Below are 15,204 nucleotides of genomic sequence, written 5' to 3'. Positions count from 1 at the left end.
CCAGTGAGGTTGTCAGTCTTGGATTTTGCGTAAAGCGTCAGCAGCACGATGTCGCCGGATGCCAACCGTGTGAAGTAGATGACCCGGACGCCGCCCGATTTGCCAGATCCAGCCCGTGCCCAGCGGATCTTGCGCATGCCGCCGGATTCGGGGACGACATCACCGACGTTTGGGTGCTCAGCAAGAAAGGCCGCGAAAGCGCCGCGTTCCTCTTCGGTCCAGTAGAGGGGCCACTGCTTCTGGAAAAGCAGCGTTTCGATGACGGTGAGCATGGCGTGACTATACGCCTAGGGAGTAGATTTTGCCTGTCGCGCCACGTACTCGCGCAGCACCCCGTCCATGCGGGCCTGCCAGCCGTCGCCGGTGGACTTGAAATACGTGATCACTTCGGGGCTGTAGCGCACCGAGACAAGTCGTTTGGGGTTATCCGTGCGGGGGCGTCCGCGCAGGGTTTTCATCGGCACCAGGGCACCGAGTTGCGCGTCCGTCAGGGGCTGGGCGTCCGGGTCGCTCAGGGCGGCGGCGGTGATGGCGGCGTCCTCTTCCATGGTCGGCATGACGATGGCGGGGTAGGTGGTTTTTTGGGCAGCTATCGACATAAGGGAATTCAGTGAATTTATTTATGGCGACTGTATAGGTCGAGAAAATAATTGCTGTGATGCTGCTTAGGTTTTGTTGTAAATAAATCCACACAAGCTGTTTATACGATCTGGCTTGGTTGTTCCGCCCACTGCGGACTGATCTGCCGCAGGGCGGATTCAGTCGTGCGGTGATGGTCGCTCATTCAATTGGGTGATATTAATTCCGTAGAGTGAATGATATATTTCTTATTGGCTGCGGAATCCATTAATTTATCATGAACCGTATCCAGCAGGTTTAGCAACCGTTCGCTCCTGCTTAATAGGTCTCCCTTTTTTATTGTTAATCGTTGTCCGTGGGCAACTGCGTGGCGATCTTTTAGGAGTTGTTCATTTATAAACACTTTAGTTGTGCTCCACTCTGCAGCACTCATTCCAAGATTTTCATCAACGCCTATTGACTCCAGTATTGCCGATAATTCTGCTGTGCCGGGATTCCCTCCTGTGCTGGCTTGCCATTTTGGCTTGCTTATTTTGGTATTGATATCGTTGCGTATTTTTTTGGCTAGGCTGATGTGGTGATTTTTACTTCCTGGTGATTTTGCCTCTGATGCATACATTACATCTTTAAAATACGCGATTGCGATTATGTTCGGAGTGCATTCGCATAACCGTATGTCTTGACTAAAAATGTGTTCAAGATATAGATCCGCAGATTTTTTTAAAAATCCTTCCCAGTGGGCGCAGAGTAATACTTGACCTGCCCTGAATATATACCTATCTGACTCGGCTGCCAGTGATGCTGCGGCACGCAAGTCGCTAACCTCTTTTTTTCTCCATGCCAAATCATTTTGAATTGAATCACCAAGGTCAGATAATTGTCTCATGTGTCGCTGATTGCGCTGTATTTGATTATTTAGGTTGCTTTTGCTTATTGTTTTTGTTTGGTGCCTTATTTTGGCGTGACGTGTATTTTTCTATGACTCTCTCGACCGCTGGGGTTACTCTCGCCATTCGATCTCTTGCGCGCAAACCAGAGAAACTCTTCGTGTATTCTGGTTGGCTCCATACCTCTTTTAGAAAAAGATCTACATTAAAATTTCCCCCCATCTTTTTTATACTACCCCAGTGCCGTCCGATTGCCAAGGCTACTCCCTCGTAGCCACCTAAAGTGAATCCCCCTCGAAATTCTTCTTTCGAGGCAGTCCATGACCTAAATGAATTTGAGTTAGGTCCGGCATCAAGAAATTCAAAAATCTCTGTAAACAATTTCTCCTCAGAGGCAAAATTAAAATCTTTGTCAAGGGCAATTATTTCCATTCGATCTCGCAAAAATTCATGGATATCTCCAATTGATGTAACTGATGCGTCGCGTAAAGCAATAAATCTCAATGCGAGATCCATATCATATTTTTCTTTTATTTGTTGATCACTTAGTAGTGTGCAATTTCTGAAGCTTGAATTGCTTGCAAGATTTTTGAGCCAACGAAACATTGTTGGATTAAGGTTTACCAAAACACAATTTCTTAATTCTTGGGGTGATAGTGGCTCACCGTATGTATTTAGTCTTTCGAATAAATCGAATTTTCCTGTGTCTCGTCCAGAAGTGTCCCGAGATAAAACCTTTACATCCAAGCGGGTTCTCTTGAATTCAAGGCGAAGTGCTTGATCTATTTCTGAGAAAGACACATCTTTCAATTCTGGTAAATGCTTTGTTGCCGCAAGTATTAGTCCGGGCTTGAGTGTAATCTCATTTTCAGCCTCGTTTTCTAGTGTTGGGCCTTTTAATTCCCCCATGAATTCAAAGATGGTTGATAATCTTTGAACTCCATCTATTACTTCCCATACGCCTGTGATATTGGTGGCTACGTAAATCGGCGGAAGTGGTATTCCAAGAAATAATGATTCTATTAATCTTGATTTTTGTTCGGGGCCCCATCTGAATACTCTCTGAAATTCAGGGTGAATATCTAATTCATGGTCTTTGTATAAATTTAACAATTCTCCAATTGACATTGATATATTGTCTGATGATATTTCGCGCCTTTTTTTATCGACCGCCAACTTAAGATTTGATTCCTGGGAATTGGTCACGATTTGCCTTTTAAATTTAATTTCAGAATTGTGCGTGCATTTTATGTTACGCGATGGTTCGAATTTCTCCGCACGCATAAAGGTTTATCTCACACCGCCCGCAGATCGTCGGATGCGCCGGATTCACCCCCACGTCCTCCCGGTAATGCCAACACCGCTCGCACTTCACCGCCCCACTCGGCGCCACCGTGATCTGCAGCGCATCGCCCACCGACAGACTCGCCTCTGACGTGATCAGCACGAACTTAAGATCGTCACCCAGCGACGCCAGCACGTCGAAATCCGCCTGCGGTGCCGTGATCTGAACAGTGGCCTGCAGTGACGACCCGACCGCGCCGCCCGTGCGCACGTTCTCGATCTCCTTGTTCACCGCCTCGCGCACCGTCCGCACCTGCGCCCACTTCGCCAGCAGCGCCTCGTCGGCCGTGCCCAGGTCGGCGTAGGTCTCGAAGAAGATCGACCCTTGCGACGCCGCGCCCGCGAAATGCCCCCACGCCTCCTCGGCCGTGAAGCTCAGGAACGGCGCCATCCAGCGCAGCATCGCGTTCGTGATGCGCCACAGCGCGGTCTGCGCCGAGCGGCGGGCCAGCGACTTCGGCGCGGTCGTGTAGAGCCGGTCCTTCAGCACGTCGAGGTAGAACGCCCCCAGGTCTTCCGAGCAGTAGACCTGCAGCTTCGACACCACCGGGTGGAACTCGTACACCTGATAGTGCGCCAGGATTTCCGCCTGCAACTGCGCGGCGCGGGCCAGCGCGTAGCGGTCGATTTCCAGCAGATCCGCATCCGCCACCAGGTCCACCGCCGGATCGAAATCGCTCGTGTTCGCCAGCAGGAAGCGCACCGTGTTGCGGATGCGGCGGTACGCATCGACCACGCGGGCGAGGATCTTGTCGTCGATGTTCAGGTCGCCCGAGTAGTCGGTCGAGGCCACCCACAGCCGCACGATCTCGGCGCCGAGCTTGTTGCTCACCGTCTGCGGCTCGACCGTGTTGCCCAGGCTCTTGCTCATCTTCAGGCCCTTGCCGTCGGTGGCGAAGCCGTGGGTCAGCAGGCCGCGATAAGGCGCCCGGTCGTACAGCGCGCAGCCCAGCAGCAGCGACGAATGGAACCAGCCGCGGTGCTGGTCATGGCCTTCCAGATACAGATCCGCTTCCGGGCCTTCGCCGTGGAAACACGGGCCGGGGTAGGCGTGCGCGTGGCTGCCGCGCAGGACGTGCTGGAAGGTCGAGCCGGAGTCGAACCAGACCTCCAGGATGTCGGTGCTCTTGGTGTAGTGCGGTGCGTCTTCCAAGCCGAGGATCTCCTCCACCGTCACGCGGCTCCACGCCTCGATGCCGCCGCGCTCCACGATGTCCGCCGCCTGATCGACGATCTCCATCGTGCGCGGGTGCAGCTCGCCCGAGTCCTTGTGCAGGAAAAACGGCACCGGCACGCCCCACGACCGCTGCCGCGAGATGCACCAGTCCGGCCGGTTGGCGATCATGTCGCGCAGGCGGGTGCGGCCGTTCTCGGGGTAGAACTGCGTTTGGTCGATGGCGTCGAGCGCGAGCTGCCGCAGCGTCTTCGGCGCCTTGTCCTTGGTGAACACGCCTTCGCCCTCGTCCATGCGCACGAACCACTGCGCCGCCGCACGGTAGATCACCGGCGTCTTGTGGCGCCAGCAGTGCGGGTAGCTGTGCGTGATCGGCTGCGTGGCCATCAGGCGCTCGTGCTGGCGCAGCGTGTCGATGATGACCGGGCACGCCTTCCAGATGTTCAGGCTGCCGAACAGCGGCAGATCCTCGGCGTACTGGCCGTTGCCCTGCACGGGGTTCAGGATCTCGTCGTACTTCAGGCCGTTGGCGATGCAGGAGTTGAAGTCTTCCACGCCGTAGGCCGGGGCCGAGTGGACGATGCCGGTGCCGTCGCCGGCCGTCACGTAGTCGGCGAGGTAGAGCGGCGACAGGCGCTGGTAGCCGGCGTCCACGTCGAACAGCGGGTGGCGGAAGCTCAGGCCGCGCAGGTGTTCGCCGGTTGTCGTGGCGATCACCGTGCCGTCGAGCGTGTAGCGTTCCAGGCACTTCTCCACCAGCGACTCGGCCAGCATCAGCACGCCGCGTGGCGTGTCCACCAGCGCGTAGACGAGTTCCGGATGCGCGTTGAGCGCCTGGTTGGCGGGGATGGTCCACGCGGTCGTGGTCCAGATCACCGCGAAGGCTTTCTTCGCCTCGGGCAGCGCGGCGAGGCCGAACGCGGCGGCGAGCGCAGCGGCGTCGTTCGCCTCGAAGGCCACGTCCAGCGTGTCGCTCTTCTTGTCCGCGTACTCGATCTCGAACTCGGCCAGCGACGAGCCGCAGTCGAAGCACCAGTACACCGGCTTCAGCCCGCGGTAGACGAAGCCACGCTCGATCACGCGCTTGAACGCCCGCAGCTCGCCCGCTTCGTTCGCGAAGTCCATCGTGCGGTACGGCCGCTCCCAGTCGCCGAGCACGCCCAGGCGCTTGAAATCCTCGCGCTGCTGGTTGATCTGCTCGGTGGCGAAGGCCCGCGACTTGGCCTGCATGTCATCGCGGCTGAGCTTGCGGCCGTGCAGCTTCTCGATGGCGTTCTCGATCGGCAGGCCGTGGCAGTCCCAGCCGGGGATGTACTGCGCATCGAAGCCCATCAACTGGCGCGACTTGACGATGGTGTCCTTGAGCACCTTGTTCAGCGCGTGGCCGATGTGGAGCTTGCCGTTGGCGTAGGGCGGGCCGTCGTGCAGCACGAACAGCGGCTGGCCCTGGCGGGCGACGCGCAGGCGCTGGTAGAGGCTGCTGCCGGCGGTGCTGTCGTTCCAGTCCTTGACCCAACCGCCTTCGCGCTTGGGCAGGTCGCCGCGCATCGGGAAGGGCGTGTCGGCGAGGTTGAGCGTCGCGCGGTAGTCGGTGGGCGCCGAGGAGCTGGAGGACGCGGGGGAAGTCGAATCGGTCATGGCCACGACGCGCCGGGCAGGGCGCGTTCCTGAAGAAGTCGGACGGGAGGAGCAGGAAGAACGCCGGCGAACGCGGCGTTCAAATTCGGTCGCGCGTGGTCTGGCGACGGTCGGCGGCGTGGGTGTCGAACCACGCACGCGCGTTCACCACGTCCTGGCGGATCGCGGTGGTGAGGGCGTCGAGTCCGTCGTAGCGGGCCTCGTCTCGCAGTTTGTGCAGTAGTTCCACGCGCACGAGTTTACCGTAGCCCCCTTCGCGCCCGAGTTCGGCCGGCCAGTCGAGGCAGTGCGTCTCCAGCAGGATGCGCCCGGCGTCCTCGACCGTCGGCCGCACGCCCAGGCTGGCCACGCCATCGATGGCCCGCCCGTTCGGCCCGGTCAGTCCGTGGACGCGCACGACGTAGATCCCCGCCGCCGCCGAGCGACTGAACGGGAAGCGCAGGTTCAGCGTGCGAAACCCGTCGTCGCCGCCCTCGCTCGAAGCGCCCAGCCCGCGCCCGAGCTTGCGCCCGTGCGTCACATGGCCGCTGACGCTGTAGGGCCGCCCCAGCAGCGAGGCCGTGCGCGCCATGTCGCCGCTGGCCAGTGCTTCGCGCACGGCCGAACTCGACACCCGCAGCCCGTGGACCTCGTAGCTCAGCATCCGGGCCACGTCGAAACCGGCCGCGTTGCCCACGGCATCCAGCATCGCGTAGTCGCCCGCCCGCTTCGCACCAAAGCGGAAATCGTCACCGACCAGCACGTAACGCGCCCCCAGCCCACGCACCAGCACGTCGTCGATGAAGCCCTGCGGCGACTGGCTCGCCAACCGCTCGTCGAAGCGCATCAGCACGACCTGACCGACGCCGCAGCGTTCCAGCTCTTCCAGCTTGTCGCGCAGCGTGGCGATGCGGGCGGGGGCTTTCTCGGGCGTGCCGGCCTTGGCGGAGAAGAAGTCACGCGGGTGCGGCTCGAACGTCATCACGCAGCTCGGCAGGCCGCGGTGCCGCGCCTCGTTGATCAGCAGCGCGAGCATGGCCTGGTGCCCGCGGTGGACGCCGTCGAAATTGCCGATCGTCAGCGCACAGGCCGGCGCCAGACCGGGGTGGTGGATGCCACGGAAAATTCGCATGTCGTGTCGTGCCCCGAACTCGGCTCGGAGGTTCAGATGTCCTGGGGATCGATCCAGCACCATTGCCCCGGCGCCAGTCCGTCGGGAATCGTGATGCGCCCGAACGAGCGGCGGTGCAGCGACTCGACGTGGTTGCCGACCGCGGCGACCATGCGCTTGACCTGGTGGTATTTGCCCTCGGTCAGCATCATGCGCAGCGTGAACTCGCCCGTCGCCGCGCACTCCTCGGAGCGCACCGGCTGCGGATCGTCGTTGAGCACCACGCCGGCCCGCAACTGCTGCACCTGCTCGTCCGTCACCGGGCGGGCGCAGGTGATCTCGTAGACCTTGTCCACATGCTTTTTCGGGTGCGTCAGCTTGTGGATCAGCGCGCCGTCGTCGGTCAGCAGCAGCACGCCCGTGGTGTCCTGGTCCAGCCGCCCGACCGGCTGCACGTCACCGCCGCTGCGCCACCGCAGCGGCGGCGGCAGCAGCGTCATCACGCTCGGCCAGTGCTTGGGCTTCTGCGAACACTCGTAGCCGGTCGGCTTGTTCAGCATCACCACGGCGAACTCGCGCCACGGCCAGTCGCGGCCCTCGACGTTGAGCACCAGCCCCTCGGGCGAGACGGCTTCATCGGGGTCGTCGGTGACGCGGCCGGCGATCGACACCAGTCCGTTGAGCACCAGCCCGTCGCAGTCGCGGCGCGTGCCGAAGCCTTGGGTGAACAGCGCGTGCGACAGCGTGATGTCGCGGGCGGCGGATTTCTTGGGGGATTTCTTCGACATGAGGCCGCCAGTGTAGGGCGCTCACCGAGGGGCGGTCACTGCGGCGCGGCCAATCGGTCGAGGGCCGCCACCAGCGTGGCCGGGTCGCGGGCCTTGCGCACGGCGGCGAGCTGCGGGCCGGTGGCGGTGCCGAGTTGCTGGCCTTGGCCGTCGAGCACGACCACCGCCGGGATGCCCTTGTCCACCGGGTTGCCCATCCGGGTGACGGTGCGGCCGTTGCGGTCGAAGTGGCCGACATCGACCTTGGTGACGACGAAGCGCGCCGCGATCGGGATGCCCAGCGCCGGATTGGCCATGTCGGTGGCGAGTTCGCGGCAGTCCGGGCACCAGTTCGCACCGAACACGACGAGGACACGCTTGTTCTCGCGGCGCGCCTGATCGACAGCGCGGCCGAGGTCGGCCTGGGCATCGGCGCGGCGGTCATACGGGCCGGGTGGATCGGTCTTCAGATAACGCTGGTAGCCGAGGTAGGCCACGGGAACGGCCAGCACGGCCAGGGCGATCAGGAGCGGGCGGGTGAGCTGCATGGTGGCCATGATGCCAGTCACCCGCTGACGGTCGATCAGGCGAACACGCCGGCCGTGTCCTGCATCCGGGCGCTGACCTCGCCGAGGTGGTGCAGCGTGTCGCCCCACTGCAGTTCCATGCAGCTCAGCCGCTTGAAGTAGTGGCTGCCGACGTACTCGTCCGTCACGCCGATGCCGCCATGCAGTTGCACGCACTGCTGCCCGACGAAGCGCATCGACTGGCCAAGCTGCACCTTGGCCTGCGACACGGCCCGCCGCCGCACGGCCGGCGCATCGCCCAGCCGCAGCGTGGCGAGGTAGGCCATCGAGCGGCCGAGTTCGAGTTGCATCTTGCAGTCGGCCAGACGGTGGCGCAGCGCCTGGAAGCTGGCGATGGCGACGCCGAACTGCTTGCGCGTGTTCATGTAGTCGGCGGTGAGCTTGACGAGGAAGTCCATCGCGCCGACCGCTTCCGCGCACAGCGCCGCGGTGCCGACATCGGCCGCGTGTTCGAGCACGGCCAGCGCGGCGGTGTCGGTGACGAGCGTGGCGGCGGCGTGGTCGAACTGCACTTCGGCCGCCCGCCCGCCGTCTTGCGTCAGGTAGCCGCGGGTGGTGACGCCGGCCGCAGCACGTTCGACCAGCCACAGCCCGAGCGTGTCGCCCGCCTTGGCGCTGACGATGTAGGCATCCGCCACGTCACCGACCGGCACCAAGCTCTTCGTGCCACTGAGCTGCCAGCCGTCGGCAGTCCGGGTGGCCGTCGTGGCCACGCGGTCGAGCCGGTAGCGCGACGCCCGTTCCTGCTGGGCCAGCACGACCCGCGCCTCGCCCGACGCGATCTTCGGCAGCCACGCGGCCTGCACCGCTGCGGGCGCCGCCGACAGCAGTGTCGGTGCCACCAGCGCCGCCGCCGCGTAGGGCGCCAGCACCAGCCCGCGCCCGAGTTCCTCCATCACGACCATCGCCTCGGTCGCGCCCCAGCCCATGCCGCCATGCGCCTCCGGCACCGCCAGCCCGGTCAGGCCCAGATCGGCCAGCGCCTGCCAGACCTCGCGGCTGTCCCCGCCGGCCTTGACGGTGGCGCGGTGCTGCTCGAAGCCGTGGCCCTTGTCCACCCACCGCCGCACGGCGTCACGCAGTTGTTCTTGGTCGTCGCTGAAATCGAAGTCCATGGGTGTCTCCTTAACCGAACAGCGTCTGCGCGACGATGTTGCGCTGCACTTCGTTGCTGCCGCCGTAGATCGTCGTCTTGCGGTAGTTGAAATAGGTCGCCGTCAGCGGCGCACAGTGGGCCGCACCACCCGGCCACAGCCCGCCGAGCGCCTGATCCCCCTGCCAGCCGGCGTCCATCGCCTCGTGGATGAACGGCAGGCTGTACGGGCCGCCCGCCAGCATCATCAGCTCGGTGTACCGCTGCTGGATCTCGCTGCCGCGGATCTTCAGCAAGCCGGCGATGTCCAGCGACTTCTTGCCCCCGCGCTCGGCCGACAGCACGCGCAGCACCATCATCTCCAGCGCCACGAGGTCCACCTCCAGCAGCGCAATCTGGTCGCGGAACCGCGGGTCGCCGTCCCACAGCCCCTCGGCCTTGGCGATGCGTTTCAGCCGCTCCAGCTCGCGCTTGCCGCGGTTCACGTCGGCGATGTTGGTGCGCTCGTGGGCGAGCAGGTACTTGGCGTAGGTCCAGCCCTGGTTCTCCTCGCCGATGCGCTGGTCGGCCGGGACTTCCACGTTGTCGAACCAGACCTCGTTGACCTCGTGCTCGCCGTCGAGCGTGATGATCGGCCGCACGGTGACGCCGGGGGACTTCATGTCGATCAGCAGGAAGCTGATGCCGGTCTGCGGCTTGCCGGTGGTGCTGGTGCGCACGAGGCAGAAGATCCAGTCGCCGTACTGGCCGAGCGTGGTCCAGGTTTTCTGGCCGTTGACGACGTAGTGGTCGCCGACGCGCTCGGCGCGGGTCTTGACGCTGGCGAGGTCGGAGCCGGAGCCGGGTTCCGAATAGCCCTGGCTCCACCACACGTCGCCGCTGGCGATGCCGGGGAGGAAACGCGCCTGCTGGGCCGCATTGCCGAAGGCCATGATGACGGGCGCGACCATCACCGGCCCGAACGGGACCACCCGCGGCGCCCCGGCCAGCGCACATTCCTCTTCGAACAGGTGGCGCTGCACCGCGTTCCAGCCCGGCCCGCCGAACTGGGTCGGCCAGCCCCAGCCGAGCCAGCCCTTGGCGCCGAGGATCCTGGCCCAGCGTTGCAGGTCGTCGCGGGTCAGCCGCAGGGCCGCGTGGACCTTGGTGGCGATGTCCGCTGGCAGGCTCTCTGCGACCCAGGCGCGCACTTCGGCGCGAAAAGCCAGCTCGTCGGCGGTGAAATTCAGGTCCATGGCGCGTGTCTCCGGGCGGTGTTCTGCCCGGTTTTTTAGCACAGGGGGTCAAGGCGCTTTGTCCCTGCTGCGACAGGCGCCGGGCGGTGCCAGGCTCAAGTCTGCGGGCGGATTGCCGAAGCCATGCCGTGGAGCGCCGAGGACCAACCGGAGTGGCGCGCCGTTGATGCAGAGGCCCGTCCCATGAAAAAGTCGCTCACCTTCGTGAATCCCCACTTCTACCGGCGCGTCGAGGTGCGGGTCGGACCCGATTCCCTGCTCGTGCTTGCGGGGGGTGCTGCCGTGGCGGCTCAGGTCTGGGCGGCGCTCAGCGGGGAGGTGGTGCCCTGGCCGCTGTGGGTGGGGGCAGGGGTGCTGGCCCATGCGCGCCTGTGGCGGCACACGCTCACGCTGCCGGTGGCCAGCTCGGTGGCGCTGGCGCTGGTGTCGTCGGGCATGTCGATGCTCATCGGTGGACTGGTCGTCAACAAGATGGTGGCGCAGCGTTACCGCCATGCGGGCTGGAAGATCCGCAACACCGATGGCGAGCTGGGCGAGTACTCGTCGCGTTTTCTGGCGGTGGACGAGCTGGGCTTCAGCGAAAGCGATCTGATGGCCAACGTGGTGCGGACCCACCTGAAGGACGGCGTGATCGACGTGAGCGATGAATTCACGCCGATCGCACCGGTTTCCGCCCGCCGCGCCCCGGCGGCGCCGAAACGTTCGGCCGACCAGCCGTATATCCGGCTCTGAACCGCCGGACTGTCCGCGTCAGTCGCGGAAGTTGTTGAAGCTCAGCGGCGCTTCGGTGATGTCCTTACGCAGCAGGGCCATGGCCGCCTGCAGGTCATCGCGCTTGGCACCGGTCACGCGCACCGTGTCGCCCTGGATGCTGCCCTGCACCTTGAGCTTGCTTTCCTTGAGCGCCTTCTGGATCTTCTTGCCCAGATCGCCCTCGATGCCGGCCTTGATGATGACCTTGTGCTTGAGCTTGTCGTGGCTCATCTTCTCGGGCTTGGCCGAGAGGTCGAGGAAGCGCACGTCCACCCCGCGCTTGGCCATCTTGCCCAGCAGCACGTCGGTGACTTGCTGCAACTGGAAGTCGCTGTCGGCGTACAGGGTCAGTTCCTTGTCCTTGTGCTCGACGCGCGCGTCGCTGCCCTTGAAGTCGAAACGGGTGCCGATTTCCTTGTTGGCCTGGTCGAGGGCGTTGCGAACTTCCGTCAGTTCGGGTTCAAGCACGGTGTCGAAGCTGGGCATGGTGTTCTTTCTGTGAATTCGAGGTTCTTGGGGGTTTGGGCGAAAATTCTGCCATGCGCATCGAAACTGCCGTCAATTTGCGGGCCTGGAACACCTTCGGCCTGCCCGCCACCGCCCAGACCCTGGTCCACATCGAGGAGGAAGCCGACGTGCGCCGCGTCGTGGACCACCCCGAATTCGGCCGTGCGCCCAAGTTCATTCTCGGCGGCGGCAGCAACATCGTGCTGGCGCGGGACGTGACGGCGTGCGTGCTCAAGGTCGAGATCATGGGCCTGCGCGTCGTCGAGGAACGGGCGGATGCCGTCACCGTGGAAGCGGGGGCCGGTGAATCCTGGCACCGGCTGGTGGCCTGGACCATCGAGCAAGGGCTGGGCGGGCTGGAAAACCTGGCGCTGATCCCCGGCACGGTGGGCGCGGCACCGGTGCAGAACATCGGCGCCTACGGGCTGGAGCTGGCCGACCGTTTCGAGTCGCTCGACGGGGTGGATCTGGTCACGGGCCGTGGCTTCACGCTGGACCATCGCCTGTGCCACTTCGGCTACCGTGACAGCGTCTTCAAGCACGCACTGGCAGGAAAGAGCGTCATCACCCGCGTTCGGCTGCGGTTGCCGCGCCCGTGGCAGCCGGTGCTGGGGTATCTGGACCTGCTGCGCAAGATCGAGGAAACGGGGGTTGTCCAGCCGGACGCGCGCCAGATCTTCGACTGGGTCTGCGCCATCCGCCGCGCCAAGCTGCCCGATCCAGCCGTGATCGGCAATGCCGGCAGTTTCTTCAAGAACCCGGTGGTGACACCCGAGCAGTGCCGCGACATCATCGCCCGCGACCCGCATGTCGTCCATTACCCGATGGACGACGGCAGTTTCAAGCTCGCCGCTGGCTGGCTGATCGACGCCTGTGGCTGGAAGGGCAAGTCCGTGGGCGGGGCAGCGGTCTACGAGAAGCAGGCGCTGGTGCTCGTCAACCGGGGCGAGGCCCGCGGCGCCGAAGTCATCACGCTGGCGCGGGCGATCCAGGAGAGTGTCTACGGGCGGTTCGGAATCCGGCTGGAGCCGGAGCCGATCGTGGTGGGCTGATCCTGTCCAGCCACACCGCCGCGTGCGTCGCTCACCGCCGCCACGCACCGCTGCGGATGGCGTCATGCGTCAGCCGCTCCACCTCGACGGGCGACACCGCGTGCGACACACCCAGCCGCACGGCCGCCGCCAGTGACCCGGACGAAGCGACAAGCCCCGGGGTTCAGCCCGGGGTCGAGCGTTCAAGCCGGAACGGCTTGTCAAGCGACATGTATGGAAATACAGTTGTCGGATGGAAGCCGTGAAGACCCTCAAGCTGCGGATCAAGGACAAGCACGCAGGCGTGCTGTCCTTGATGGCGCGCGAGGTCAATCAGGTGTGGAACTACTGTAACGAGACCAGTTCGCGGGCGATCCGCGAGCGCGGAAAGTGGCTGAGCGGGTTCGACCTGCAGAAGCTCACGGCGGGGTACTCGAAGTGCGATGGCGTGCGGATCGGTAGCGCCACGGTGCAACTGGTGTGCGAGGAATACGCCACCCGGCGCAAGCAGTTCAAGAAAGCCCGGCTCAATTGGCGCGTGTCGAACGCGAAGGCGGCGAAGCATTCGCTGGGCTGGGTGCCGTTCAAGGCGGGCGGCGCGAAGTACAAGGCCGGGCAGATCGCTTTTCTCGGGCACAGGTTCAGTCTGTGGGACAGCTACGGGCTGAGCCGGTTCGATCTGCGCGCCGGCTCGTTCTCGCAGGACGCGCGCGGCCGGTGGTACCTGAACGTGTGCGTCAAGGTGGACGTGCCGAAGTCGGCCGGCACTGGATCGGTGGGGATCGACCTTGGCCTGAAGACGGCGGCGACGTGCTCGGACGGCGAAGAGCTGGCGTCCGGCCTGTACCGCAAGCATGAGGGCGCGCTGGGGATCGCCCAGCGAGCCGGGAAGAAGAACCGGGTGCGCGCGATCCACGCGAAGATCGCCAACACGCGCAAGGACGCGATGCACAAGTTCAGCACCGGGCTGGTCGAGCGCAACGCGGCGATCTTCGTCGGGAACGTGCAGGCGAAAGCGATGGTGAAGACTCGGATGGCGAAATCCACGCTGGACGCCGGGTGGTCGATGATGAAGACGATGCTGGAATACAAGAGCCATCAGGCCGGCATCGTGTTCGAGGAGGTGAATGAAGCCTACACAACCCAGACCTGTTCGCGCTGCGGGGGCATACCCGCCAGCAGTCCGAAAGGTAGGACAGGTCTGCGAATGAGGCGATGGACATGCTGCGATTGCGGCGCGGAACACCACCGCGACGTGAACGCCGCCAGGAACATCGCCGCGCGCGGACATGCGCGTCTCGCAGGAGGAATCCCCGTCCTTTAGGGCGGGGAGGATGTCAAAGATCGACCTGATTAGCAATGATCTTCAGCAAGGCGCCAGCCGACGATCAGGCGTAGCGTAGAGGACATATCAAGCGCAGGAGCGAGCACATGCCGATGAACCGAATCCAGTTCCAGCAGGGGATGTCGCTGCCGGAGTTCATGAGCAGCTTCGGCACGGAGGAGCAATGCGCCGAGGCGGTCAAGCAGGCGCGCTGGCCGCAGGGCTTCGAGTGCCCGCGCTGCGGCACTGCGGCGCACTACGTGGTGGGCCAGGGCGCACGCAAGCTGTATCAATGCAACGGCTGCCGCCACCAGACCTCGCTGACCGCGGGCAGCCTGTTCGCGAGCACCAAGCTGCCGCTGAGAACGTGGTTCCTGGCGATCTACCTGCTCAGCCAGGCCAAGACAGGGCTGTCGGCGCTGGCGCTCAAGCGGCAGGTGGGCGTGAGCTACCCGACGGCGTGGCTGATGCACCAGAAGATCATGCACGCGATGGCCGAGCGGGAGGGCCAGCACCGGCTCGACGGCACGGTGCAGCTTGACGATGCCTATCTTGGCGGGGAGCGCAGCGGCGGCAAGGCGGGTCGGGGCTCGGAGAACAAGGTGCCGTTCGTGGCGGCGGTCTCGGTCGATGACCAGGGGCATCCGCAGTACGTCAAGCTCGCGCCGGTGAGCGGCTTCACGCTGGAGGCGGTGGGTCAGTGGGCGCAGGCAGCGCTGATGCCGGGAACGCGGGTGGTCAGCGACGGTCTGGGATGCTTCGCCGCGGTCACCAGCGCGGGCTGCCTGCACACGCCGATCGTGGTGGGCCAGCGCAAGCCGCGCGAGCTGCCCGAGTTCACCTGGGTCAACACGGTGCTGGGCAACCTGAAGACGATGTTGTCGGGTGCGTTCCATGCGTTCAAGTACCCCAAGTACGCCAGCAGCTATCTGGCAGCGTTCGCCTATCGCTTCAACCGACGCTTCGATCTGCGCGGGCTGGTGGCTCGGCTCATCATCGATGTCGCGCGGTGCAAGCCTCGGGCTCAGCGGGTCGTTCGGGGGAATGCTGAGGATCGTTGCTAATCAGGAAGATCGATGACCCGGCCCGGCGAGAACGGGCCGCGGTCGTTGATCCGCACGACCACCTCGCGGCCATTGGCCGGGTTGCGCACCCGCGCGTAGCTCGGGATGGGCATGGTGGGGTGGGCCGCGGT

15 protein-coding genes and 1 pseudogene are annotated in these 15,204 nt (G+C 63.8%); 4 read left to right on the top strand and 12 right to left on the bottom strand.

What is annotated here, in order from left to right:
- From QZW52_RS14680 to QZW52_RS14635, 10 genes are all read right to left on the bottom strand, one after another.
- Positions 1–272, bottom strand: a 272-nt coding sequence (locus tag QZW52_RS14680) for a type II toxin-antitoxin system RelE/ParE family toxin (protein ID WP_294000175.1), incomplete at its 3' end; no start/stop codon positions are given.
- Positions 273–287: 15 nt separating this feature from the next.
- Positions 288–599, bottom strand: a complete 312-nt coding sequence (locus tag QZW52_RS14675; RefSeq protein WP_294000174.1) for a BrnA antitoxin family protein — start codon at positions 597–599, stop codon at positions 288–290.
- A 185-nt stretch (positions 600–784) separates the two neighbouring features.
- Positions 785–1,465 carry an MAE_28990/MAE_18760 family HEPN-like nuclease gene (locus QZW52_RS14670; RefSeq protein ID WP_294000172.1) on the bottom strand — a complete coding sequence of 227 codons (681 nt, stop codon included), beginning with the start codon at positions 1,463–1,465 and terminating at the stop codon, positions 785–787.
- Between the two features lie 25 nt (positions 1,466–1,490).
- Positions 1,491–2,672 carry a GmrSD restriction endonuclease domain-containing protein gene (locus tag QZW52_RS14665; protein ID WP_294000170.1) on the bottom strand — a complete coding sequence of 394 codons (1,182 nt, stop codon included), beginning with the start codon at positions 2,670–2,672 and terminating at the stop codon, positions 1,491–1,493.
- Positions 2,673–2,718: 46 nt separating this feature from the next.
- The gene (gene ileS, locus QZW52_RS14660; protein WP_294000168.1) at positions 2,719–5,622 is read right to left on the bottom strand and encodes an isoleucine--tRNA ligase; all 2,904 of its coding nucleotides are present in this window, start codon (positions 5,620–5,622) and stop codon (positions 2,719–2,721) included.
- A gap of 79 nt (positions 5,623–5,701) precedes the next feature.
- Positions 5,702–6,733, bottom strand: coding sequence for a bifunctional riboflavin kinase/FAD synthetase (locus QZW52_RS14655; protein ID WP_294000166.1), 1,032 nt, complete (start codon positions 6,731–6,733; stop codon positions 5,702–5,704).
- Positions 6,734–6,765: 32 nt separating this feature from the next.
- Positions 6,766–7,461 carry a pseudouridine synthase gene (locus tag QZW52_RS14650; RefSeq protein WP_434738344.1) on the bottom strand — a complete coding sequence of 232 codons (696 nt, stop codon included), beginning with the start codon at positions 7,459–7,461 and terminating at the stop codon, positions 6,766–6,768.
- Positions 7,462–7,535: 74 nt separating this feature from the next.
- Entirely contained in the window at positions 7,536–8,036 is a 501-nt protein-coding gene (locus QZW52_RS14645) for a thioredoxin family protein (RefSeq protein WP_294000162.1), read from the bottom strand.
- 26 nt (positions 8,037–8,062) lie between these two features.
- Entirely contained in the window at positions 8,063–9,181 is a 1,119-nt protein-coding gene (locus QZW52_RS14640) for an acyl-CoA dehydrogenase family protein (RefSeq protein ID WP_294000160.1), read from the bottom strand.
- Between the two features lie 10 nt (positions 9,182–9,191).
- Positions 9,192–10,394: an acyl-CoA dehydrogenase family protein gene (locus QZW52_RS14635; RefSeq protein WP_294000158.1), complete on the bottom strand. Its 1,203-nt coding sequence runs from the start codon at positions 10,392–10,394 to the stop codon at positions 9,192–9,194.
- A 183-nt stretch (positions 10,395–10,577) separates the two neighbouring features.
- Here QZW52_RS14635 and QZW52_RS14630 point away from each other — a divergent pair, with 183 nt between their 5' ends.
- On the top strand, positions 10,578–11,126 hold the full coding sequence (locus tag QZW52_RS14630) for a hypothetical protein (RefSeq protein WP_294000156.1): 549 nt from the start codon (positions 10,578–10,580) through the stop codon (positions 11,124–11,126).
- Between the two features lie 18 nt (positions 11,127–11,144).
- Here the strand turns inward: QZW52_RS14630 and QZW52_RS14625 are convergent, their stop codons facing one another.
- A complete protein-coding gene (locus QZW52_RS14625; RefSeq protein ID WP_294000154.1) occupies positions 11,145–11,633 on the bottom strand; it encodes a YajQ family cyclic di-GMP-binding protein in 489 nt (162 codons plus the stop codon).
- A 53-nt stretch (positions 11,634–11,686) separates the two neighbouring features.
- Here QZW52_RS14625 and murB point away from each other — a divergent pair, with 53 nt between their 5' ends.
- The 3 genes from murB to QZW52_RS14610 all read left to right on the top strand — a co-directional run bounded on the left by murB (position 11,687) and on the right by QZW52_RS14610 (position 15,073).
- Positions 11,687–12,706, top strand: coding sequence for a UDP-N-acetylmuramate dehydrogenase (murB, locus tag QZW52_RS14620; RefSeq protein ID WP_294000152.1), 1,020 nt, complete (start codon positions 11,687–11,689; stop codon positions 12,704–12,706).
- A gap of 232 nt (positions 12,707–12,938) precedes the next feature.
- Positions 12,939–14,009, top strand: coding sequence for an RNA-guided endonuclease InsQ/TnpB family protein (locus QZW52_RS14615; protein WP_294000150.1), 1,071 nt, complete (start codon positions 12,939–12,941; stop codon positions 14,007–14,009).
- A 107-nt stretch (positions 14,010–14,116) separates the two neighbouring features.
- On the top strand, positions 14,117–15,073 hold the full coding sequence (locus QZW52_RS14610; RefSeq protein WP_294000148.1) for an IS1595 family transposase: 957 nt from the start codon (positions 14,117–14,119) through the stop codon (positions 15,071–15,073).
- A 5-nt stretch (positions 15,074–15,078) separates the two neighbouring features.
- Here the strand turns inward: QZW52_RS14610 and QZW52_RS14605 are convergent.
- Positions 15,079–15,204: pseudogene (locus tag QZW52_RS14605) on the bottom strand (septal ring lytic transglycosylase RlpA family protein); the annotation flags it as partial.

Source organism: Sphaerotilus sp. (genome assembly GCF_013299175.1).
In the GTDB taxonomy this organism is placed as follows: domain Bacteria; phylum Pseudomonadota; class Gammaproteobacteria; order Burkholderiales; family Burkholderiaceae_C; genus Sphaerotilus.
Note: the sequence above shows the minus strand (reverse complement) of the source record. Positions and strands in the feature narration are given on the sequence as shown.